General features: G+C 52.1%; 20 protein-coding genes and 2 tRNA genes. 17 read left to right on the forward strand and 5 right to left on the reverse strand.

Annotation, left to right across the window (positions count from 1 at the left end; genetic code table 11):
• Positions 1 to 7 precede the first annotated feature (7 nt).
• Genes moeB through epsC form a run of 4 tightly spaced genes read left to right on the forward strand, consistent with a single transcriptional unit; the run spans position 8 to position 4,949 of the window.
• Positions 8 to 1,180 (forward strand): molybdopterin-synthase adenylyltransferase MoeB, encoded by a 1,173-nt coding sequence (moeB, locus tag TPRIMZ1_RS0115945; protein WP_010262593.1) that lies wholly within the window; start codon positions 8 to 10, stop codon positions 1,178 to 1,180.
• Between the two features lie 18 nt (positions 1,181 to 1,198).
• Positions 1,199 to 2,146, forward strand: coding sequence for a family 2A encapsulin nanocompartment shell protein (locus TPRIMZ1_RS0115950; RefSeq protein ID WP_010262597.1), 948 nt, complete (start codon positions 1,199 to 1,201; stop codon positions 2,144 to 2,146).
• Positions 2,130 to 3,983 carry a family 2A encapsulin nanocompartment cargo protein cysteine desulfurase gene (locus TPRIMZ1_RS0115955; RefSeq protein ID WP_010262601.1) on the forward strand — a complete coding sequence of 618 codons (1,854 nt, stop codon included), beginning with the start codon at positions 2,130 to 2,132 and terminating at the stop codon, positions 3,981 to 3,983. The genes TPRIMZ1_RS0115950 and TPRIMZ1_RS0115955 overlap by 17 nt, the downstream gene beginning before the upstream one ends.
• Positions 3,984 to 3,986: 3 nt before the next feature.
• Positions 3,987 to 4,949, forward strand: a complete 963-nt coding sequence (gene epsC / locus TPRIMZ1_RS0115960) for a serine O-acetyltransferase EpsC (RefSeq protein WP_010262605.1) — start codon at positions 3,987 to 3,989, stop codon at positions 4,947 to 4,949.
• Here epsC and TPRIMZ1_RS0115965 read toward each other — a convergent pair.
• The 4 genes from TPRIMZ1_RS0115965 to TPRIMZ1_RS0115980 all read right to left on the reverse strand — a co-directional run bounded on the left by TPRIMZ1_RS0115965 (position 4,946) and on the right by TPRIMZ1_RS0115980 (position 7,760).
• Entirely contained in the window at positions 4,946 to 5,362 is a 417-nt protein-coding gene (locus TPRIMZ1_RS0115965) for a SoxR reducing system RseC family protein (RefSeq protein ID WP_010262608.1), read from the reverse strand. The two genes, epsC and TPRIMZ1_RS0115965, sit on opposite strands and share 4 nt — an antisense overlap.
• Before the next feature lie 104 nt (positions 5,363 to 5,466).
• Complete coding sequence (locus tag TPRIMZ1_RS0115970; RefSeq protein ID WP_010262611.1) at positions 5,467 to 6,237, reverse strand: amino acid ABC transporter ATP-binding protein; 771 nt, start codon at positions 6,235 to 6,237, stop codon at positions 5,467 to 5,469.
• Between the two features lie 21 nt (positions 6,238 to 6,258).
• Positions 6,259 to 6,936 carry an amino acid ABC transporter permease gene (locus TPRIMZ1_RS0115975; RefSeq protein ID WP_010262614.1) on the reverse strand — a complete coding sequence of 226 codons (678 nt, stop codon included), beginning with the start codon at positions 6,934 to 6,936 and terminating at the stop codon, positions 6,259 to 6,261.
• A gap of 5 nt (positions 6,937 to 6,941) precedes the next feature.
• Complete coding sequence (locus TPRIMZ1_RS0115980; RefSeq protein WP_010262617.1) at positions 6,942 to 7,760, reverse strand: substrate-binding periplasmic protein; 819 nt, start codon at positions 7,758 to 7,760, stop codon at positions 6,942 to 6,944.
• Between the two features lie 235 nt (positions 7,761 to 7,995).
• Here TPRIMZ1_RS0115980 and cysK (TPRIMZ1_RS0115985) point away from each other — a divergent pair, with 235 nt between their 5' ends.
• From cysK (TPRIMZ1_RS0115985) to TPRIMZ1_RS0116040, 11 genes are all read left to right on the forward strand, one after another.
• Positions 7,996 to 8,916, forward strand: coding sequence for a cysteine synthase A (cysK, locus tag TPRIMZ1_RS0115985; RefSeq protein ID WP_010262619.1), 921 nt, complete (start codon positions 7,996 to 7,998; stop codon positions 8,914 to 8,916).
• A gap of 12 nt (positions 8,917 to 8,928) precedes the next feature.
• Complete coding sequence (locus TPRIMZ1_RS0115990; protein WP_010262623.1) at positions 8,929 to 9,297, forward strand: NifB/NifX family molybdenum-iron cluster-binding protein; 369 nt, start codon at positions 8,929 to 8,931, stop codon at positions 9,295 to 9,297.
• 166 nt (positions 9,298 to 9,463) lie between these two features.
• Positions 9,464 to 10,414 carry a cysteine synthase A gene (gene cysK / locus TPRIMZ1_RS0115995; RefSeq protein ID WP_010262626.1) on the forward strand — a complete coding sequence of 317 codons (951 nt, stop codon included), beginning with the start codon at positions 9,464 to 9,466 and terminating at the stop codon, positions 10,412 to 10,414.
• A gap of 42 nt (positions 10,415 to 10,456) precedes the next feature.
• Entirely contained in the window at positions 10,457 to 11,356 is a 900-nt protein-coding gene (locus TPRIMZ1_RS0116000) for a radical SAM protein (protein WP_010262630.1), read from the forward strand.
• Between the two features lie 14 nt (positions 11,357 to 11,370).
• Positions 11,371 to 12,711 (forward strand): nitrogenase component 1, encoded by a 1,341-nt coding sequence (locus tag TPRIMZ1_RS0116005; protein ID WP_010262634.1) that lies wholly within the window; start codon positions 11,371 to 11,373, stop codon positions 12,709 to 12,711.
• A gap of 20 nt (positions 12,712 to 12,731) precedes the next feature.
• Positions 12,732 to 14,267, forward strand: a complete 1,536-nt coding sequence (locus TPRIMZ1_RS0116010) for a nitrogenase component 1 (protein WP_010262637.1) — start codon at positions 12,732 to 12,734, stop codon at positions 14,265 to 14,267.
• 177 nt (positions 14,268 to 14,444) lie between these two features.
• The gene (locus tag TPRIMZ1_RS0116015; RefSeq protein WP_010262641.1) at positions 14,445 to 15,185 is read left to right on the forward strand and encodes a queuosine precursor transporter; all 741 of its coding nucleotides are present in this window, start codon (positions 14,445 to 14,447) and stop codon (positions 15,183 to 15,185) included.
• Between the two features lie 56 nt (positions 15,186 to 15,241).
• Positions 15,242 to 16,057 (forward strand): tRNA threonylcarbamoyladenosine dehydratase, encoded by an 816-nt coding sequence (locus TPRIMZ1_RS0116020; RefSeq protein ID WP_010262644.1) that lies wholly within the window; start codon positions 15,242 to 15,244, stop codon positions 16,055 to 16,057.
• A complete protein-coding gene (locus TPRIMZ1_RS0116025) occupies positions 16,017 to 16,796 on the forward strand; it encodes a tRNA 2-thiocytidine biosynthesis TtcA family protein (protein WP_232616853.1) in 780 nt (259 codons plus the stop codon). The genes TPRIMZ1_RS0116020 and TPRIMZ1_RS0116025 overlap by 41 nt, the downstream gene beginning before the upstream one ends.
• A gap of 166 nt (positions 16,797 to 16,962) precedes the next feature.
• Positions 16,963 to 17,607, forward strand: a complete 645-nt coding sequence (locus TPRIMZ1_RS0116030) for a glucosaminidase domain-containing protein (RefSeq protein ID WP_232616854.1) — start codon at positions 16,963 to 16,965, stop codon at positions 17,605 to 17,607.
• Positions 17,608 to 17,944: 337 nt separating this feature from the next.
• Positions 17,945 to 20,125 carry a methyl-accepting chemotaxis protein gene (locus tag TPRIMZ1_RS0116040; protein ID WP_010262658.1) on the forward strand — a complete coding sequence of 727 codons (2,181 nt, stop codon included), beginning with the start codon at positions 17,945 to 17,947 and terminating at the stop codon, positions 20,123 to 20,125.
• A gap of 36 nt (positions 20,126 to 20,161) precedes the next feature.
• Here the strand turns inward: TPRIMZ1_RS0116040 and TPRIMZ1_RS0116045 are convergent, their stop codons facing one another.
• On the reverse strand, positions 20,162 to 20,719 hold the full coding sequence (locus TPRIMZ1_RS0116045) for a nitroreductase family protein (protein ID WP_010262661.1): 558 nt from the start codon (positions 20,717 to 20,719) through the stop codon (positions 20,162 to 20,164).
• A 174-nt stretch (positions 20,720 to 20,893) separates the two neighbouring features.
• Here TPRIMZ1_RS0116045 and TPRIMZ1_RS0116050 point away from each other — a divergent pair.
• Positions 20,894 to 20,980 (forward strand) — tRNA-Ser (locus TPRIMZ1_RS0116050).
• 67 nt (positions 20,981 to 21,047) lie between these two features.
• A tRNA-Ser gene (locus TPRIMZ1_RS0116055) sits at positions 21,048 to 21,134 on the forward strand.
• Positions 21,135 to 21,248 lie beyond the last annotated feature (114 nt).

The following is a 21,248-nucleotide window of genomic DNA, read 5'->3' on the forward strand; positions in this document are numbered from 1 at the left end:
TTTTAGAATGGCAGATAGTATTATTAAAGATAGAAAATTAGAGGATCTCAGTAACGAGGAGATAGGGCGGTACAGCCGGCACCTGCTCCTGGCTGAGGTAGGGCTTGAGGGGCAGAAGAAGCTTAAGGCTGCGCGGGTACTCATTGTGGGGACCGGCGGGCTGGGGGCGCCTCTGGCGCTCTACCTTGCCGCGGCGGGGATCGGGAAGCTGGGGATTGTGGACTTCGACTTTGTGGAGGAGTCTAACCTTCAGCGCCAGGTGATACACGGGACCCGGGATGTGGGGCGGCCCAAGGTGGCCTCCGCCAAGGACCGGATCAAGAGCATCAACCCGTACTGCGATGTGGTTACCTACAACACTATGCTCACCAGCGAAAACGCCCTGGATATTCTGAAAGATTACGATGTGGTGGCAGACGGTACGGACAACTACCAGACCCGCTACCTGGTGAACGACGCCTGCGTACTATTGGGCATCCCCAATGTGTACGGCTCCATTTTCCAATTTGAAGGACAGGCTTCGGTTTTCTACGCCAAGGAAGGGCCTTGCTACCGCTGCCTCTATCCGGAACCGCCCCCGCCGGGGCTGGTCCCCTCCTGCGCCGAAGGCGGCGTGGTAGGAGTACTGCCGGGTATCGTGGGAACCATCCAGGCTAACGAGGTGATCAAACTTATTGTGGGAGGCGGGGACAGCCTTACGGGCAGACTCCTCCTCTTCGATTCCTGGAAGATGAAATTTCGGGAGCTCAAATTGGATAAGGACCCCCATTGCCCTATCTGCGGCAAGGAACCCAGCATCCATGAGCTTATCGACTACGAGCAATTCTGCGGTCTCAAGAAAAATACCGATGAGGAGCCCGTGGAGCTCATCACCGCAAGGGAGTTAAAGGAACGGCTGGATAAGAACGATCCTATCCAGATCATCGACACCCGGGAAACCCACGAGCGGGCCATCGTCAAATTTCCCCAGGCCAAGGTTATACCCCTGGGGCAGATGGCCCGGCGTATCGATGAGTTTGACCCGAAGATCGACGCGGTGTTCATTTGCAAGATCGGGCAGCGGAGTGTCTTCGCTATCCGGGCATTGAGAGAGGCGGGCTACACCGGCCGGCTTCTGAATCTTAAGGACGGCATAAACGCCTGGGCACGGGAGGTGGATACCTCTCTGCCGGTTTATTAAATACGAAAGGAGTAAATAATGGCAGACAAGAATTTATTGAACGCCCTCGGAAAGGAAGCAGCCTATCAGCTGGCTAATGTTACTAAGACGCCGCCCCAATACGGCGCCTTAACCCCTAAGTGGCTCACGAAGATCCTTGAATTCAAGGGACTGGAAGCGGGTATCTACCGGGTGAACAAAGTTGTGGAAGGGGATGCTCCCCTGGATGTGCTTTGCAGTCAGGATCCCAAGAGGATTGATATTCCCAAGGGTTATATTGAATACCAGACCAAGCCTCGGGAGTATCAGCTCAATTCCATTTCCACCATCATCAACGTTGATACCAAGGTATCGGATGTGTACAGCGCCCCCTACGATCAGGTTAAGGAACAGCTTTCCCTGGCCATTGAAAGCCTCAAGGAACGGCAGGAGAGCCAGCTCATCAACAGTGATGATTACGGTCTCCTGAACAATATTGCTGATACCCAGCGGGTTAAGCCCCGGGTCGGCCGTCCTTTGCCGGACGATATGGACGAACTGATCTCCAAGGTATGGAAGGATCCCTCCTTCTTTCTCGCCCACCCCCGGGCCATTGCGGCCTTTGAGCGTGAATGCACCCGCCGCGGCGTTCCGCCGGTAACGGTGAATATCGCCGGCGGTACCTTTATTGCCTGGCGGGGTATCCCCATCATCCCTACAAACAAACTCTTTGTAGACGGCCTTAAGGATCCCAAGGGCAAGGCGGGAAAGTCCAATATCCTGCTGGTCCGTACCGGCGAAGCCAAGCGCGGCGTTATCGGTCTCTATCAGGCGGGGCTTCCCGGAGAACAGTCCCGTGGTCTTTCGGTTCGTTTCCGGGGTATTGATGACAACGGCGTCGCCTCCTATCTCCTTTCCCTCTATTGTTCCGCCGCCATCCTCGCAGACGATGCTATCGGTGTGTTGGAAGATATAGAGGTGGGTGATTACTATGATTACCCCATCTAACGGACCCGGAGTCCCCGGTGAGTACGATCCGCTTGCCGCCGGTCTCCCGTCCTCCGCGGACATAGCCGCTCTGGCCGCCGCCTACTTCCCGGAATTCGCGGCGCCCGCAGCCGGGCCCGAAGCAGCCCAGGCAGCGGGTTACCTGGAGCAAGCTGCGGCAGCAGCTCTGCCGAAAGCTACCCAGTCGGCCATCACGGTTCAAGCAGCGCCCCCTCTGGGAGGCGCCCTCACCCCGGCGGATTATCTGCGTGTTCTGAACGAGAGCCTGGACTTCGGCGCGGTTTTGGGTGACCCCGCATCTGCGGTAGGATCCGGTTCCGCAGGTAGCAATACTGCTGCGGCTGCCGTGGAGTATGCGGCCGGTTACGCCGGTGGGATAGAAACCGCCGCCTTGGCCGGAGCCGCCGCATATGCCGCAGTTGCGGACAGCGCTGTCCTGGGGGGAGCCGCCCAAACAGCAGCGTCCGCAGGGAGCTTCGCTGGAACGCCGTCTGCTGCTTATGCGCCAAGGGTGTTGTCCAAGGACAATCCCTTTCCCGAGGCTTGTCCTTCGGTAAAATTTGCCCGGGCGGCAGGGATACTGCCGCCGGTCTCACAGGAACCGGGGAAGAGTATCTATGTGGGGTCCCGGGATCTATCGGAGATACGAAAGGATTTCCCCATACTGTCGGAAAAGATAAATGGGCGGGATCTGGTATGGCTGGATAACGCCGCCACTACCCAGAAGCCCCGGCAGGTAATAGACAGGCTTACCTATTTTTACGAGCACGAAAATTCCAATGTGCACCGGGGCGCCCATGAGCTGGCGGCCCGGTCTACGGATGCCTACGAAGATGCCCGTGGAAAGGTAGCCCGGTTTCTCGGCGCCCCATCAAAGGATAACATCGTTTTTGTCCGGGGCACCACCGAGGGGATCAACCTTGTAGCCCAGGCCTACGTAAAACAGCTGCTCAGCCCGGGGGATGAGATAATCCTTACCATGCTGGAACACCATGCCAACATTGTTCCCTGGCAGCTTATCGCCCAGGAAACGGGGGCGGTTATACGGGTGGCTCCCATAGACAAGCTTGGGCAGATTGTCCTTTCGGAATACTCCCGGCTGTTTAACGGCCGCACGAAGTTTGTGGCGGCTACCCAGGTTTCTAACGCCCTGGGTACCATAGCTCCGGTGGCGGAGATGATCCACATCGCCCACGCCCAGGGGGTGCGGGTTCTCATTGATGGCGCACAATCGGTGTCCCATATGCCGGTTAATGTTACTGCCCTGGACGCAGACTTCTTTGTCCTGTCGGGGCACAAAATCTTCGCTCCCACCGGTATCGGCGCCCTCTACGGCAAGGCCGAGGTACTGGAAGCGGCCCGGCCCTACCAGGGCGGGGGTAACATGATTGCCGATGTAACCTTCGAGCGGACCCTGTATCAGGCGCCGCCGGATAAGTTCGAGGCCGGTACGGGGAACATCGCCGATGCGGTGGGACTCGGGGCAGCCCTGGATTATGTCAGCGCCATCGGCATAGCGAACATCGGCGCCTACGAGCATGAACTGGTCCGGTATGGTATGACCGAATTAGCAAAAGTGCCGGGGCTGCGTTTAATCGGCACGGCGCCGCTCAAGGCCAGTGTCCTGTCCTTTGTGCTGGAGGGCTACGAAAACGAAGAAGTCGGAAAGTACCTTAACACCCAGGGCATTGCGGTCCGGGCGGGGCATCATTGCGCCCAGCCGGTGCTGCGTAACTTTGGTCTTGAGGGTACCGTACGTCCTTCGGTGGCGTTCTACAACACCCCCGGGGAAATCGACGCGCTGGTCAGGGCATTGTTTGGATTAGTACGAAGGTAAAAATTGGAAAAAACTGAGGCTATCCGAATCAAGCACCTGGTAAATTTGCTGGTAAAGAGTTATCAGGACCATGAGGAGATCATAAAGGTTGATACCGGGAATCAGTTGAACCGGAGTGTGATCCTTGAGGTTCTGGAAAAACTACGGTGCCTTATATTCCCCGGGTACTTCGGCCGGCGGAATATATCAGCCGGCCTGGTAGAATACTACGCCGGGGATCTTCTGGAGGAGGTGAGTTTTCATCTCTCCCGGCAGATCGCCCGGGCTCTCCGGCATGTGGATAGTTACGCTGCGGCGGAGGCGAAGAACATAGACAGCAGGGCAGAGGAGCTTACCTTTTCTTTTCTGGCGCAGATTCCGGAAATCCGGGATTACCTTGCCACGGATGTTTCCGCTTCCTTCGAAGGGGACCCCGCTGCATTCAGCAAGGATGAGATCATTTCTTCCTATCCCGGAATCTATGCTATCATGGTAAACCGTTTGGCACACGAACTTTACAAGCTGGCGGTTCCCCTGATCCCCCGGATCATGACAGAACACGCCCACAGCGTTACTGGTATTGATATACACCCCGGGGCAACCATAGGGCATCATTTTTTTACCGATCACGGCACGGGGATCGTCATTGGTGAGACCACGGTGATTGGCAACTTCGTAAAGCTCTACCAGGGGGTTACCCTGGGGGCCCTCTCCACCCGGGGCGGTCAGGTTTTGAAGGAAGTGAAGCGCCATCCCACCATCGAAGACCATGTTACTATTTATTCCGGAGCTTCAATCCTTGGGGGTAACACGATTATTGGCGAGGGTGTGGTTATCGGCAGTAATGCTTTTGTTACCAAGTCGGTACCGGAAAAAACCAAGGTCAGTGTTAAGAACCCGGAACTGCAGTTTAAATCCGATGAGCATGATGACAAGTGGGAACATAAGGAATTCCTGCAGGATGATATTTTTGATTATATGATTTAAATTGCCGCCAGCTCATAGGCTATCGGGGTATTTGCGGGGTTCTTCTTGTTGCTCCACCGTATAATCCCAAATGCGGCGATTGTCATGACCATCCCCAGGCCGAACGATAGGGGTCCCTTGTAGGTTGAAACGCCCAATTGGGGTAAAAGTGCGTCACCTATGCCCAGACTGATGATAAAGGCGGCAATGCAAATGCCGATCTGGGCCAGGTTACGAAACCGTACCTTGTCATAATCCGATTCAACCCTGACATGATCGCCGATCTTGGCTTGGCAGAGGTTCCGGGTTTCAAGGAAGACGGATTCCACGGTGGTGACGCTGCCGCAGCAGCCGCCCCCGGTGGTAAGCAGCCGTTCCACCTTAACCACCGCCGTTTCTCCCCTAATGTCTGTAACAATACCGGTTTCCCTCATAACGTTACCTCCAATACAACTATTCACCGAAAAGTCGGGGAGGTCAAGATAAAAAGGTAAGGCTTTTCAAAAAATTCGATATAAAAAAGCGTATAGTCCGGTGACTATAACACGCTTTGCAAAAACTGGCGGGTTCTATCGTTAACAGGATTGGTAAACATATCCTTAGGATGCCCGGTTTCCAAAATGGATCCTTCGAACATAAATACTACCTTATCCGCCACATCCCGGGCAAAGTTCATCTCGTGGGTCACCACCAGCATGGTCATCCCCCCCTGGGCGAGGCTTTTCATAACGTTCAGCACTTCTCCTACCAGCTCGGGGTCCAGGGCGGAGGTGGGTTCGTCAAAGAGCATTATCTTCGGCTCCATGGCCAGGGCGCGCGCTATGGCCACACGCTGCTGCTGACCGCCGGAGAGCTGGGAAGGGAAGGCATCGGTTTTGTCCGCCAGGCCCACCCGGTCAAGCAGAACCTTGGCCCGGTTCCGGGCTTCCCCTTCGGTGAGTTTTCGTACATGCATGGGGGCAAGCATCAGATTTTCTATGGCTGTTTTATGGGGGAACAGGTTAAAGCTCTGGAACACCATGCCCACCTCAAGCAGGACCTTTGTCTGTTCATGGTGGGGCAGCTTGAGGGTATCCACCCCATTGGCGCAGTCAAAGAGCAGTTTGTCGTCAATATAAATTTGACCGCTGTTAATTTTTTCAAGGTGGTTAAGGGAACGCAGGAATGTTGATTTTCCCGCGCCGGATGGACCGATAATGCAGACCACTTCCCGCTGCTCCACCGTGAGGGATACGTTTTTCAACACCTCCAAGGGTTGGCCGGTGGTCCTGGAGTGAAAAGTTTTGCAGACATCCACCGTCTTAATCATTGACATAGTGTTAGCGGTCCCCTATTCGTACACGGAATACTTTTTTTCCAGCTTATGGAAAACAAAGGTAAACACCGCGGTGATGATAAGATAGAGTATCATTGCGGGAATATACACCAGGGCTGAACGGGTTGAGCCTTCGATATTTCTTGTTGCTTTGGTAATATCAATAAGGGCTATCATGGACACCAATGATGCGTCTTTAAGAACCATGATAAATTCATTGCCAATGGGCGGTATAAGGCGCCTGATGGCCTGGGGCACCACCACAAGGCTCATGGTCTGGGGGTAGGAAAGCCCCAATGCCCGGGAAGCCTCGAACTGGCCTTTGTGAATGCTCTGAATCGCCGCCCTGATAATCTCCGCGCAATAGGCGGCGGAGTTCAGGGAAAAGGCGATAAAAGCCGGAATAAAACGGTCCAGAAATTGATCCCCCGTTCTGATGATGAAGAAGGGCACCATCAAGGGCAGCGCGTAATAGATAAAGTATAGCTGCATCAAAAGAGGGGTGCCCCGGAAAAAGAAAATATAGGCGCTGCAAAATTTGTTCACCCACGTATACTTCGACATCTTCCCCAGGGCGAGGAAGAGGCTCAGTATAACCCCCGCCGAGACGGAGAGAAGTGTGAGCCCAATGGTAACCCTGGCGCCTCCCAAAAGAGAAGGCACCCAGGAAAGTATTTTTTGCAGCGCTCCCAATGGCTCTATTTCCTTGCGGCGCTGACCATGTCCACACCGCCGAAGATTTCCTTGGAAATCTTGAGCATGGTACCGTCCGCAAAAAGGGCGTCCAGCGCTTTGTCAATCTCCGCAGTCAGGGCGTCATTTCCTTTCTTGAGGCAGACACCGAAGGTTTCATCCGGGGGAGCCTGCCATACAATCTCGAAGGGGCTGTCCGCAGGGGCAACATAGTCAACCGCCACGAGGAGGTCGGTTACAATGGCGTCCACCCGCCCGAGTTTGAGCTCGTCAAAGCAGTACATCACCTTGTCATACTCGTAGGGGGTAAACTGCAGTCCCTTGGCAGCCAAATCGGCCATGTAGAAATCTGAAGTGGTTTCTTCCTGATAGGCCACGCCCAATCCTGCCAGTTCGGAAGGATCCTTGACTTTTGCCTTACCGTTCTTAAGGAGCACTATGGCCAAGGCATTCCCCACATAGGGCTTGCTAAAATTATGCGCCGCGAGCCGGGCTTCATTTATGGTTACCGACGACATAATTGCGTCATATTTGCCGGTGTCCACTCCGGCGAAAATCCCATCCCAAGCGGTGTCCACAAATTTAACCTTAAGCCCCATTTTCTCCGCCAGGGCCTTTGCCAGGGACACATCAAACCCGATGGGGGTCTTGCCGTCCGCGTCGTAGTACTCCATGGGGGGGTACCCAATTTCCATCCCTACGGTCAGGGTTCCTTCTTCTATGGTCAGCCCGCCGGACTGTTGCTTGCCGCCACCCGCAAAGACACCCTGGATCAGAACCATACTTGCCAGAACTAATCCGGCTACTTTTGCTATTCTCCTCATACATTCCTCCTTTTGTAGTGAAAGTATAACTTGTAATTTTTTCCGGTGTCAACAAACTGTACTGCCAAATATACCGTATTTCTGCATTTTTATACCATAAAATGCATATTCATACAGGATCAAGGGTCTTCAGGATTGATGAAAGATGGTCATTTTTGTAATAGGTACTTGACATAATTGATTTTTCTATATATAATGCCTATATTAATACTAGGAATTAACACAGGAGGTTAATATGGCTAGGGCAGACAAAATTACGGATCTGATTGGGAATACCCCAATAGTTAAAATCAACAAACTCAATGAAAGCGGGGCAACGGTGTATGTAAAGCTGGAGAGCTTTAATCCTCTTTCCAGTGTCAAGGATCGGATCGCCCTTGCGTTGATCGAAGCAGGCGAGGCGGAAGGCAAAATTAAGAAGGGTACGGTTCTTATTGAACCTACCAGCGGTAATACCGGTATCGGCCTTGCCTTTGTGGCGGCGGTTAAGGGGTACCGGATCATTCTTACCATGCCGGAAACTATGAGTATTGAGCGGCGGAAGCTCCTCAAAGCCCTGGGGGCGGAACTGGAACTGACCGAAGGCGCCAAGGGTATGAAGGGCGCCATTGCCAAGGCGGAAGAACTGGCGGCTACTATCCCCAATTCCTATATCCCTCAGCAGTTTAACAATCCCGCTAACCCCGCGATTCACGAGAAAACCACGGGCCCCGAGATTTGGGATGATACGGAAGGGAAGGTTGACATCCTCATCGGCGGGGTCGGCACCGGCGGTACCATTACCGGTGCGGGCAAGTATCTTAAGTCCAAGAAAGCCTCGGTAAAGGTTATCGCCGTGGAACCTTCGGCCTCCCCGGTTCTTTCCGGTGGACAGCCCGGACCCCACAAGATCCAGGGTATCGGCGCGGGTTTTGTACCCCAGGTCTACGGGAAAGACATTGTGGATGAGATTTACCAGACCGATGATGTAAAGGCCGGCGCTATCGCCCGCCGGGCAGCCAAAGAAGAGGGTATTCTGGTAGGTATTTCCTCCGGCGCAGCCCTGGAAGCGGCCCTAACCATTGCCAAGCGGCCTGAAAATAAGGGTAAGACCATTGTGGCCGTGCTGCCCGATACGGGGGAACGTTACCTTTCAACCTGGCTCTGGGAAGATTAAACGGAGTTTTTCATGGGGTGGAGAGTTGCCGCTGCAAGTATTGATGGTATATTGGTAACCGAGCATTACGGTCGTTCTAAATGGTTTTACATAGTAGATGTTCAGCCGGATGGGACTTTTGTAAGCGTGGAAAGACGTTCGGTAACTCCACTCTGTGAAAGCGGAAGCCACTCCGAATCGGGGATGGCTTTCGGTATCCAAGCCCTCCGGGACTGCGTTGCGGTTCTGGTGGCGGTAATTGGTCCTTCAGCCCGCAAGCAGCTTGAGCTTGCGGGTATCGCGGTTTTTGAACAGCCGGTTATTATTGAGGATGCTGCACAGAAATTGGCTGCCTATTACGGCCGTATCAACCAGCCGGAAAGCAACATAGAAAACACATAAACAGCTTATTTTTTTAATTTAAAGGATTATCTATTGACACTAATTAAAATTCCTAGTATTTATATAGATATTATATCTTATTAAATACTTGTATTTAATAAGACTTTTGAATGAATGACTGAGGATATCCCTTCTTCATTCCATTGATTGTTTATGGAGGAGCATCATGGCACGGATTCTGGCCAAACTGACAGAGCTGATTGGGAATACACCCCTGCTTGAGCTTACGGATTATAACAAGGAGCTTAATCTTAAGGGGCGCCTGGTGGCAAAGCTTGAATATTTCAATCCCCTGGGAAGTGTTAAGGATCGTATTGCCTTGGCAATGATTGAAGAAGCGGAGAAACAGGGGCTTATCACCAAGGATACAATTATTATTGAGCCTACCAGCGGAAATACCGGTGTTGGTCTTGCCTTTGTGGCCGCTTCCAAGGGGTATCGGCTCATCCTTACCATGCCGGATACCATGAGTGTTGAACGCCGTAACCTTCTTAAGGCGTTGAATGCAGAATTGGTGCTTACCCCCGGCAAGGACGGCATGAAAGGGGCTATCCGGAAGGCGGAGGAACTGAGCGCCCAGATAAAAAATTCGTATATACCCCAACAGTTCAATAATCCTGCGAATCCGGAAATACACCGGCGGACAACGGCCGAGGAAATCTGGAAGGATACTGAAGGGCAGGTTGCGGCCTTTGTGGCCGGGGTCGGTACCGGGGGAACCGTAACCGGAGTAGGGGAGGCCTTGAAGGCAAAGAATCCCGATGTAAAGATTATTGCCGTGGAACCCTACGATTCGGCGGTTCTTTCAGGATCCGCCCCGGGCCCCCATAAGATACAAGGTATAGGCGCAGGGTTTGTACCCCAGGTCCTGAATACCGCTATTTACGATGAAGTTTATAAGGTGCGTACCGAAGACGCCTTTTTAACCGCCCAGCATTTGGCCATCCGGGAAGGGCTCCTGGTGGGCATATCATCGGGGGCCGCTGCATTTGCGGGAACCCAGATTGCCAAGCGTCCTGAATTTGCCGGGAAAATAATTGTAGCTCTCCTGCCTGATACGGGGGAGCGGTATCTGTCAACGCCCTTGTTTGACAATCTTGAAAGGCCCCGGTTTTAAAGCTGTAAAACCGGTGTTTGAATTTGAAAAGAGAGGTGGTTTATGTCATGCTTAGGTTCGGCCAAGGTTGATGATCGGTTCGCCCATATCAGTACCCGGCATCCCTGTTTTTCCGGTGAGGCGAATATGGCCCATGGACGGCTGCATTTGCCGGTGAGTCCCGCCTGTAATATTCAGTGCCGGTTTTGTAAGAGAACTTTTAACAAAGCTGAACAACGGCCCGGGGTAAGCGCACAGTTGCTGAAACCTCAGGGTGCGGTTGAGATGGTGAGAAAAGCTCTGAAACTTTGTCCGGAAATTACCGTGGTGGGTATTGCCGGTCCGGGGGATACCCTGGCCACACCCCATGCCCTGGAAACTTTCCGGATTGTCCACAAGGAGTTTCCGGATCTTATCAACTGTCTGAGTACCAACGGTCTTTTGCTGGAACGCTATGCCAAGGATATACACGATGTCGGGGTGGGAACCCTGACCGTAACGGTGAACGCTCTTGATCCGGTGATCCTGGATAAGATCTGCTCCCATGTAGTTCTTGATGGAAAGAAGTACACCGGAGTTGAGGGCGCAGCAATCCTAATTGAGGCCCAGAAGCGGGGTATACGTAAGGCCGCCGACCTGGGATTGTTGATCAAGATCAACATTGTTTTTGTCCCCGGGGTAAACGGTGATCATATCGGGGAAATAGCCCGGACCGTGGCTGAATTGGGAGCGGGGATTATCAATATTATTCCCCTGATCCCCCAGCATGAATTTACAGACTGGGAAGAACCGGACTGCGTAGAACTTTCCAAAGTCCGGGAGGCTGCGGAAAAACACCTTCCGGTTTTCCGGCACTGCCAGCACTGCCGGGCGGATGCCTGCGGTATTCCCGGCAAGGGGGATCTTTCGTCCCTGCTTTACGGTGAACAGCGTGAATTTGAACAGACCTTTTCTCATGGTTAGTATAAGGAGGACATGTGAGTAAATTTGTTGATCGGCCCCGTTACACCTGCGCCCTGGGAGGGGCCGTGGGAACACTGCATGCCATTCCACGGGCCATTACTATTATACACGGTTCTGCAGGCTGCGGCGGTAATATCAATAACGCCCTCAACGCCGGGGCCGGTTATATCGGCGGCGGTTACTGCGGTGGTCAGGCCATGCCCAGCTCAAATGTGGTGGAGCGGGATGTCGTATTCGGTGGGGAGGGACGTCTGCGGGAGCAGATCCAGTCCACCCTGGAACTGGTGGACGGGGATCTCTTTGTGGTGATCACCGGGTGTATGGTGGACATGATCGGGGATGATACGGTGGCGGTGGTTTCTGAATTTAAGGACGCTGAAAAACCGGTAATTGCCGTTCCCACACCAAGTTTTAAGGGGAACTCCTTCTATGGCTATGAGCTGCTCCTCAAAGGGCTTATTGATAAATTTATACAAAAATCCGCATCCAAGGATGCCCTCACGGTTAATATTCTGGGTATAGTTCCCGCACAGGATGTGTTCTGGAAGGGGAATCTCAGGGAAATTAAACGGCTCCTGGAAAAATTGGGCCTTACGGTTAATACCTTCTTTGGGGAAGGGGAGAGCCTGGATAATTTTAAAAATGCCGGGAAAGCTTCTCTTAATGTGGTTGTTTCCAATAGTTATGGTATTGACGCTGCTCAATATTTTGAAGAAGTCCATGGTATTCCTTATATTGTAAGCCCCTTCCCCATAGGCGCCTTACAGGGGGAGACCTTCCTTAAAACGGTCGGAAATTCTCTGAATGTTGATCCAAAACGTATTGCTAAGGTTATTGCTGAGGAAAAGGAAAACTATTACGATTATTTTTCCCGGATTGCGGATATTTATAACGATGCGGATCTGCAGCGTTATTCCATCGTGGTGGGGGATTCCAATTATGCTCCGGCTTTAACCCGATTCCTTTCGGACGAGCTTGGCTGGATTCCGGAACTGGTGGTGGTAACGGATATTCTGGAGGAAAACCAACAGAAAACAGTACGGTCCCAATTTGCGGGACTCAATTCTGCTCTTAATCCAAAGGTTTATTTTGATTCGGATACTTCTGCGGTAAAAAAATATCTGCGGGAAGTTTGGCCCCGGAACCGGAACAACCGGTACTACGATCCGCTGAATCCTACGGTGATATTCGGCAGCGCCTTTGAACGGGACGTTTCCCAGGAATTTGGGTTTCCCCTGATACCGGTATCTTTCCCCCTTACCGGCCGTTGTGTTATGAACCGCGGCTATGCGGGCTTTACCGGCGGACTTTCTCTTACAGAAGATATAATAACCTATCTGGTAATGGGAAGATAGAAGATTTTTGGAGGTATAATATGAATTTTTTAGATGCTAAGTCCGCCCCTTCCCGGGAAGACCGGCTGCGGGCCAGTGTTGCCTTTGGCGGTACCTGCGCCCAGGTCAGAACCTGCAGCGGCGCCATTGCCAATGGGTGTACCAATCTTTCTTCCCGCAGATTTACCCAGGCTCAGGGCTGTCAGTTTACCCTGAGCCTTGCCATACTGAATTCTATCCGGAATGCGGTAGTAATTATGCATGGCCCCATAGGCTGCGGTATGTGTTCAATCGGGAACTATGGTCAAAACAAGACCTTTAAACAGCTCCGGGATCCTAATTCCGAAGGGCTTATCTGGCTCAGCACCAACCTGGACGAGGCGGATGTCATAGGTGGCGGGGAGAAAAAACTCCGGGAGGCGGTGATTTACGCCGACCGGGAATTCCGGCCCGAGACTATCATCATTTGTAACAGCTGCGTTCCTGCGCTTATCGGCGATGACATCGACAGTATCATTGGGGATCTGCAGAATGAAACCGCCGCGGTGCTCATGCCTATCCACTGCGAAGGTTTCAAAACGAAGCTCATGGCCACCGCTTACGATGCGGTATACCATGGCATCTTAAAAAAGTATATCAAATATCCTGATCGCCGGCTTCCGCTTTGGGATTCGGACGAGAATAAATTCCGGGAGGCCTACAGAAAAAGCCGGAACGTGAATATCCTTAACGTAGGTTCCATGAGCCGGGCCGATGAAACGGAATTTCGCCGTATCCTTGAAGGCCTGGGACTCAACGTCACCTTTATTCCTTGTTATGCAGAACCGGAGGATTTTCAGTACTCCCTGGAAACTTCTCTTAACGTAAGTCTCTGCGGTACCCATGATGATTATTTTGTGGAACACCTTAAGGATAAGTACAACATCCCCTTTATTGTGGATACCATCCCTATCGGCAGGAAAAATACCGATAAATGGCTGCGGCTGGTGGCCAAACATTTTGAAATTGAAAAAGAAGCGGAACAATTTATTGAGGCTGAAAACCGCCTTCTGGAGGAAGCCCTGGAACCCTACCGGAAACTCCTGAAAGGCAAGAGGGTATATCTTACCGGAGGGGAAGTACGGATTGTGGCTACCGCTGAGATCATGCAGGACCTGGGCATGGAAGTTGTGGGGTTTAAGGCACACCATTACGACCGTTTTGTAGAACCCATCTTTGAAGCCCTGGAAAACGTGGATGACGTGGTATTCAGTGTTGCTACGAATCAACCCTTTGAAACTTCGAACATCATCCATAAGTTGAAGCCGGATATTATCGTAGCCCATACGGGAGGGAATAACATTGCCTCCCGGCATGGTCTGCCCATACTGCCCCTTTTCCACCCGGGCAATAATTACTGCGCCTATACCGGCGTTTTTGAAGTGGCCCGGCGGCTTTATGCGAAATTGCGGAATTCCCAGTTTAACCGCCAGCTGTCCCTCAATGTCCCGCTGCCCTTCAAGAAGGACTGGTATACTAAGGATCCCTTTACGTATATCAAATATGTGGATGAAGAGGGCAACGTAAAGGCAACCTGATTCTGTATGTAACACTGCAAAGGGGGACGAAATGAAGAAGCCATTTCGCCCCCTTTTTATATATTAAATTAAGGAAGTTTTGTAGTTGCATTAACAATCCCATCCGTGCTATGATTGTGGCTGACACTTTTTCGGCGGTCATCCTGTTACCCGCCTTACCAAAACAAGGAGTTTTCTGTGAATACCCGATCCTTTCGTTATTTAGATCTGATCATGGCTTTTTTTGTGACGGTACTTGTCGTCAGTAACGTAGCGTCTTCGGCAAAAATCGTGGACCTTGGTTTTTCCCTCTTCGGCATCAGGCTGGCCTTTGACGGCGGCACCCTCCTCTTCCCCCTGTCCTATGTTTTTGGGGATATCCTCACCGAAGTCTACGGCTTCCGTACATCCAGGCGGGTTATTTGGACCGGTTTTGCCGCCCTGGCCCTGTCTTCCCTGGTATTCCTCCTACTCCGGGTCCTCCCGGCGGATGCCGAATGGGAGGCCTATGCGGGGTCCGCAGCCTATGACGCAATCCTGGGGGGCATGAGTACCGGCGGCATAGCCCTGGCGAGCCTCGCCGGTTACTGGGTGGGGGAATTTTCCAACTCCGTGGTCCTCTCCCGGGTGAAGGTTCTTATGAAGGGCCGGTTCCTCTGGGTACGGACCATAGGCAGCACCCTGGTAGGGGAACTGCTGGACAGTGTAGTTTTTGTGTTTATCGCCAGCCTTACCGGAGTCTTCGGCTGGGAACTCTTTGCCTCCCTGGTCTTAACCAACTACATACTGAAATGTACCATCGAGGTGATAATGACCCCCGCAACGTATTTGGCGGTGTTTAAGCTGAAGAAGGCCGAATCAATTGACACCTATGATGTGGGAATAAGCTTTAACCCCTTTAAGCTTCAAGACCGGACTGTTCCGCAAGACAGCCGTTAGCCCTGGTTTCATTATGGTTCATTGACAGAGCTCCCTCAATGGGTACAATTTAAACAATGTCCGTGAGCCCGATTTTTCAGAGACTGACCCTCCTTACCGGCGCCGAAGCCATGGAAGCCCTTGCCAATATCAGGGTGATAGTTTTTGGGGTTGGGGGCGTGGGGAGCTGGTGCGCCGAAGCGCTGGCCCGGTCCGGGGTAGGGCATATCGCCATAGTCGATTCCGATACGGTTTGCGTTACCAATATCAATCGCCAGGTCCAGGCTGTCGCCGCCACCGTGGGGCAGTTTAAGGTGGATGTTCTAAAGGACAGGCTGTTGGCGATCAATCCCGCCTGTGATGTCGCTGCCTTCGGGAAGGTCTTTTCCCGCGAAAGCGCCGGTGACTTCGGCATTGAAGGCGCCGACTATGTGATTGACGCCATCGACAGCATCACCCACAAGCTGGACCTGATTGAATACGCCGCCACCGCCGGTGTCCCGCTCTTTTCTTCCATGGGCATGGCTCAGAAACTCGATCCTACCCAGCTTAAAACCGGGGACATCTGGGAAACCCAGGGCTGTCCCTTGGCCCGGCTGGTCCGCTCGGGTCTGCGGAAGCGGAGTTTCCAGGGGCATTTTACCACGGTCTACAGTGCCGAACGGCTCCCCCTTAATACCGGCGTGGTTACCGCCTGCGGATCCGCACAGTGCCTGTGTCCCGCCCGGAACAGGGACGATCCCAACGCTCCAATTGAGTGGTGCAGTTCAAAAAAGGTGATCAACGGCAGCGCTGTCACGGTTACTGCCACTGCGGGGATGATCCTGGGGAGTCTGGTGCTCCAGGATGTGTATGCCCGATACCATCCGGTGGACACGGTTCAGAATGGCTAACCGATTTCTCCGCAAAGCCGGGGCCAGTACGATTGTGCAGAAACTTAGCGCCAAGGCTGTATTGGAGCGGAACCTTATTGCTGAAGGTGACCGGATCCTTATTGCCGCTTCCGGAGGCAAGGACTCTACCGTCATGGCCTGGGCGCTTTCGGCCATCAGGCCGGCGTTGAAAAAAAACTACGAGCTGGCGGCTATCCACATTTCCAGCGATTTCTGCGCCTGCTGCAAAAAGTCGGCCCTTTCCCAGCGGCTGGAGGAATGGGGCATCCCCTTTACCGATCTTTTCGTACCGGTTATCGGACGGCTCAAGGAAGGGGAGAAGATGAACTGTTACTGGTGCTCCACCCAGCGGCGGACGGAACTCTTGAAATATGCTGTGGAAAATGGGTTCAACAAGATCGCCCTGGGGCATCATCTGGATGACATTATCGAAACCTTCTTTATGAATATGACCGCCAAGGGAGAGCTTTCCACCATGCCCATGCTTCTCGCTTACCGAAAATACCCCGTAAGCCTTATCCGGCCCCTGGGTTATGTGGAGGAGCAGCAAATTATAGCCTGCGCTGCGGAACGGGACATCCTCAAGGCGGTCTGTACCTGCCCCTATGGGATCAACTCCAAACGCCGGGACGTACGGAAGCGGATTGCCGAATTTACCGGCAATTCAGGAGCGGTAAAACGGCGTATTTTTAAGGCCCTTTCTTCCGGAGATCGGGATCTATTAATAGAGAATGAATGAAGAATTCAGGACTAAACGCCGATAGTTATATATGCGGAAAAGTGTAATAGTATTCTTATTTCTTATAATTGTAGGGATACAGGTGTTTTTTTCCTGTGCCAGCTCCCAAGCAATCCCTATTTCGCGTGACAGGGGACCTATTGTACCGAGAAAGCCAACCGAAATTATGAATTCGCCGCCAATCGAAAATGCCTCCCCCGGACGCAGCAGCTCCGTAGCGGAAAGAAGGGTTCAGGAGCGGGCTCCGGAACGGACGGAGCCTTTTACGGTTGAACGGACCATAAGCCCTACCGTCCATTGGCCTCTTTTGGGCCAGGGGCAGGTGGATGCAGAATATTTAGCATCCTTCCTGTTAAGTGTAAACGACGCTGCGGATCCCGATTTTGTAAAGCAGCTTTCCCTTTTTTACGTTGAAGAGGCCGCACTGGAAGGGATTGATCACGATGTGGCCTTTGCCCAGATGTGTCTGGAGACGGGATTTCTCCGGTATGGGGGCCTGGTGACCAATGAGATGAATAACTTTTGCGGCCTTGGCGCCCTAAGCCGCGAAAACCCCGGGGAACGGTTTCCCACTCCGCAAATGGGCGTCAGGGCCCAGATACAGCACCTCAAGGCATACGCCACCACAGATCCCCTGAACCAGGAATTGGTGGACCCCCGGTACAGATATGTCCGTTACGGTGCGGCTCCCACCATCGAAGGCCTTGCGGGTACCTGGGCGGCTGATCGCAGTTATGCTGAAAAGATCGTTGGTGTTTTGCAGAGACTTTATACTAATGCTAGTGTTGCTGCGGGGCAGCCTGGGCCATAATCTTTTTTTAGTACTTATCGTAATCGGGCGTGGGGAGGGACACACCCGCCTGTGCGCGTGTACGAGAAAGGCATATGGAACTTCATTGCGCTTACATCAAACTCGGGCACCGTCGCAGGAATGCTGCAGTCTGGCATGCGGCAATACTGTTTTGGTTCGATGGGTTTCTGATCCTTCTGAGCTCGAAATTGACCGAGAAAAGTGCGGGACCCGATGACATTTTATATGCAAATTTCAGAAAAATAGTTACATTCATTTAAATATTATTCAAACACAAACACCATCTTTCTCCTACAGTTAAAGTGCGTTGTAAGCAGCGCTTATGGAGGAGACTTGTATGAAAATCAGAATACGCTTAAGCATATTGGTAATAGCGATAATGGTTGCGGTAATTTCTGTTATTTCGATCATCATTCTGAGCCGAGCCTCCGAAATGCAGACCAAAACGGCCATAGAAAGTACAACGAACATGGCTAATATGTATGCCACGGATTTGCGGCGGCGTTTTGAAAATTATATGCAAACCGCAATTTTACTGTCCCAGATAATGCAGGATTACGAATCGGTAGACCTAAGCCAGCGGCGTATCCGCTACAATGGCATCATACGCAGTGTGTTAGCGGAGAACGAAAGTTATTTGGGTATTTTTACTATTTGGAAGTCTAATGCCCTGGACGGCAGGGATGCGGAATTTGCTAATACAGCGGGTACCGATGAGACTGGCCGGTACATAAGCCGGTACCATCGGGATTCAGGCATAATAGCCTTAAGCTCCTTTGATGCATATAACGAGGTTCTGGAAGGGGCAAGCGGGACCATGAGTATTGCCAATCCTGTTTGGCGGGATGCCAGGGGTTCCACGGTTCTGGTGGTGGATGTCACGGTCCCCATAGTATCATCCCGGGGTGAACTGGTTGGGCTTGTGGGGGTGAATATTGATATCAGCGCCATGCAGGACATAGTCCTGGGGATAAAACCGTATGGTACGGGAATAGCAACGGTCTATTCCAATGACGGGACCGTGGCGGCCCACAATATCCCTGCACGGACCGGCCTGCATATGATAGAAACCGATGCTCCCCTTTTCAAGGACTATACCTACCCGGCGCTGGAGTGTATACAACAGGGAAAGTCCCTCACCTTCCAGGAATATTCCCCCGCCCTGGATGTTGATCTCCAGATTATCATTGAGCCCTTTACGGTTTCCCAAACCACCACTCCCTGGTCTGTAATGATAGCCATTCCCATGGATAAGGTGCTGGAAGATATACGGGCATTGACCTTTTTCACCATCATGTTGTCTCTGGCCGCCATGATCGCCACCGGGGTAATTATATTTTTTGTGGTCGGCAGGATAGCAAAACCTATCGTTAATGTGTCCCGTACCCTTAAGGATATCTCCGAAGGAGAAGGGGATTTGACTAAACAGATTACCATCAAGTCTAAGGATGAAATCGGCGATCTGGCCCGTTACTTTAACATGACCTTGGAAAAAATAAAAGAACTGGTGATCACCATCAAAAAACAGGCGGTGGCCCTCTTCAATATCGGTAACGACCTCTCTTCAAACATGACGGAAACTGCGGCGGCGATTAACCAGATCACCGCCAATATCCAGAGCATCAAAGGCCGAATCATCAACCAATCCGCATCGGTGACTGAAACAAATGCGACCATGGAACAGATCCTTATCAATATTAACAAACTCAACGAACTCATTGAACAGCAGTCTGTCAATGTATCCCAGTCATCTTCTTCCATTGAACAAATGCTCGCCAATATTCAATCGGTTACCCAGACTCTGGTAAAAAACGCAGACAATGTACGGGATTTGGCCAACGCTTCGGAGATCGGTCATTCCGGTCTCCAGGGGGTAGCCGCGGATATCCAGGAAATCGCCCGGGAATCGGAGGGGCTGCTGGAGATCAACGATGTGATGAAAAATATTGCCAGTCAGACCAACCTCCTTTCCATGAATGCTGCCATTGAAGCTGCCCACGCCGGGGAAGCGGGCATGGGTTTTGCGGTGGTGGCCGATGAAATACGCAAACTTGCCGAATCTTCGGGGGTACAGTCTAAAACCATTTCCGAGATACTGAAGAAAATAAAAGATGCTATCGATAAGATCACCAAATCCACCGACGGGGTACTCAATAAGTTTGAAGCCATTGACTCGGGGGTTAAAACCGTTTCGGATCAGGAAGAGAATATACGCAGTGCCATGGAAGAGCAGAACACCGGGAGTCAGCAGATCCTGGAGGCCGTAAGCCAGCTGAATAATATAACCCAGATGGTCAAGAGCGGTTCCATGGAGATGCTTGAGGGGAGTAAAGAGGTTATCCAGGAGAGCAAAAACCTGGAGATGGTTACCCAGGAGATCACCGATGGGATGAACGAGATGGCCACCGGGGCGGAGGAGATCAATGTGGCGGTAAGCGAGGTGAACAATATCAGCGGTGAAAACAAGGAAAACATCGACATACTGGTCAAGGAGGTTTCCCGGTTTAAGGTTGAGTAATTACAGTACTGGGGAAACCTAAAAAACTCCGCTGTCTTACGACTTTATATAGCTTATTTTGCTTAAATCGATATCGTGGGGTTTGCCCGTATCGGCGGTATAGCCTACCGCTACGGCTGTGCCGTATTCGTAACCGTCAGGGAAGCCAAGCTTGGCTTTCCAGTAAGCGGCGGTTTCGGGGGCATTGAATGCGACTCCCGGAAGGCCCAGGATGATATTGCCGAGTCCAAGGGAGGTCGCGGCGATGGCGATATTTTCAGCGGCAATACCTACATCAATATTGGCGCCGTTCTTCACCGCAAGAAAAAAAACAGTGGAAGCGCCATAAAAAATCTTATTGTTGCGCTGCTTATTACGGTTCACCACTGCTTCATTGCCGGCTTTCACAAAATAGTCAACCGCCGCCTTTTCCAGTTCCAGGAGCAATGCCGTGTCCTGTACTACAATCACGTTGACCGGTTGGGAGTTGCTGCCCGAGGGAGCGGCCAAAGCTGCTTTTGCAAGGTTCGCCACAGTTTCATCTTCCACCCTTTGACTCGTATAAGAACGGCTGGACCTTCTGGTAAAAATTGCCTCAAACGTAGAATTTGCCATCTAACACCTTCCTTTACTATCTTGCTAGTTTTAATATATCAAATTTTTCATATAATGTATATAGTTTCCATAGGAATACTAGGTATTTTTTGAATTTGTTCCTTATGCCATACAGCTTGGGTCGCCCCCTCTTGCCAGTGTTTAAGGGGAAATGCTACACTAATCCCCGATATTGGAGCGGTGTCCGAGTGGCCGAAGGAGATGGTTTCGAAAACCATTGAACTCGCGAGGGTTCCGGGGGTTCGAATCCCCCCTGCTCCGAAGAAGCAGGGGGGATTCGAACCCCCGGTTTCGGAATTGCTGCGCGATTGTTACATGTTTCTAGTTTGGAGAGGTGTCCGAGTGGTCGAAGGTGCACGCTTGGAAAGCGTGTGTGCTTGAAAGAGTACCGGGGGTTCAAATCCCCCCCTCTCCGAAAAAGTATTTTCCCCCCAAACAAGATGGGGGATTTGAACCGGAGTTCCCGCCGACCGGAGGGAGGAAAAGGCGGCATGGATGCCGCCGTCAGGGGACGTAGGCGGTCGTAGGG

Origin of the sequence: Treponema primitia ZAS-1, from assembly GCF_000297095.1 — a bacterium.
GTDB classification, from domain to species: Bacteria; Spirochaetota; Spirochaetia; order Treponematales; family Breznakiellaceae; genus Termitinema; species Termitinema primitia_A.

Coding starts and splice junctions, on each gene's coding strand:
- moeB (WP_010262593.1), top strand. CDS start 8: ATGGCAGATAGTATTATTAAAGATAGAAAATTAGAGGATCTCAGTAAC.
- TPRIMZ1_RS0115950 (WP_010262597.1), top strand. CDS start 1,199: ATGGCAGACAAGAATTTATTGAACGCCCTCGGAAAGGAAGCAGCCTAT.
- TPRIMZ1_RS0115955 (WP_010262601.1), top strand. CDS start 2,130: ATGATTACCCCATCTAACGGACCCGGAGTCCCCGGTGAGTACGATCCG.
- TPRIMZ1_RS0115965 (WP_010262608.1), bottom strand. CDS start 5,362: ATGAGGGAAACCGGTATTGTTACAGACATTAGGGGAGAAACGGCGGTG.
- TPRIMZ1_RS0115970 (WP_010262611.1), bottom strand. CDS start 6,237: ATGATTAAGACGGTGGATGTCTGCAAAACTTTTCACTCCAGGACCACC.
- TPRIMZ1_RS0115980 (WP_010262617.1), bottom strand. CDS start 7,760: ATGAGGAGAATAGCAAAAGTAGCCGGATTAGTTCTGGCAAGTATGGTT.
- cysK (WP_010262619.1), top strand. CDS start 7,996: ATGGCTAGGGCAGACAAAATTACGGATCTGATTGGGAATACCCCAATA.
- TPRIMZ1_RS0115990 (WP_010262623.1), top strand. CDS start 8,929: ATGGGGTGGAGAGTTGCCGCTGCAAGTATTGATGGTATATTGGTAACC.
- cysK (WP_010262626.1), top strand. CDS start 9,464: ATGGCACGGATTCTGGCCAAACTGACAGAGCTGATTGGGAATACACCC.
- TPRIMZ1_RS0116000 (WP_010262630.1), top strand. CDS start 10,457: ATGTCATGCTTAGGTTCGGCCAAGGTTGATGATCGGTTCGCCCATATC.
- TPRIMZ1_RS0116010 (WP_010262637.1), top strand. CDS start 12,732: ATGAATTTTTTAGATGCTAAGTCCGCCCCTTCCCGGGAAGACCGGCTG.
- TPRIMZ1_RS0116020 (WP_010262644.1), top strand. CDS start 15,242: ATGTCCGTGAGCCCGATTTTTCAGAGACTGACCCTCCTTACCGGCGCC.
- TPRIMZ1_RS0116025 (WP_232616853.1), top strand. CDS start 16,017: ATGCCCGATACCATCCGGTGGACACGGTTCAGAATGGCTAACCGATTT.
- TPRIMZ1_RS0116030 (WP_232616854.1), top strand. CDS start 16,963: ATGAATTCGCCGCCAATCGAAAATGCCTCCCCCGGACGCAGCAGCTCC.
- TPRIMZ1_RS0116040 (WP_010262658.1), top strand. CDS start 17,945: ATGAAAATCAGAATACGCTTAAGCATATTGGTAATAGCGATAATGGTT.
- TPRIMZ1_RS0116045 (WP_010262661.1), bottom strand. CDS start 20,719: ATGGCAAATTCTACGTTTGAGGCAATTTTTACCAGAAGGTCCAGCCGT.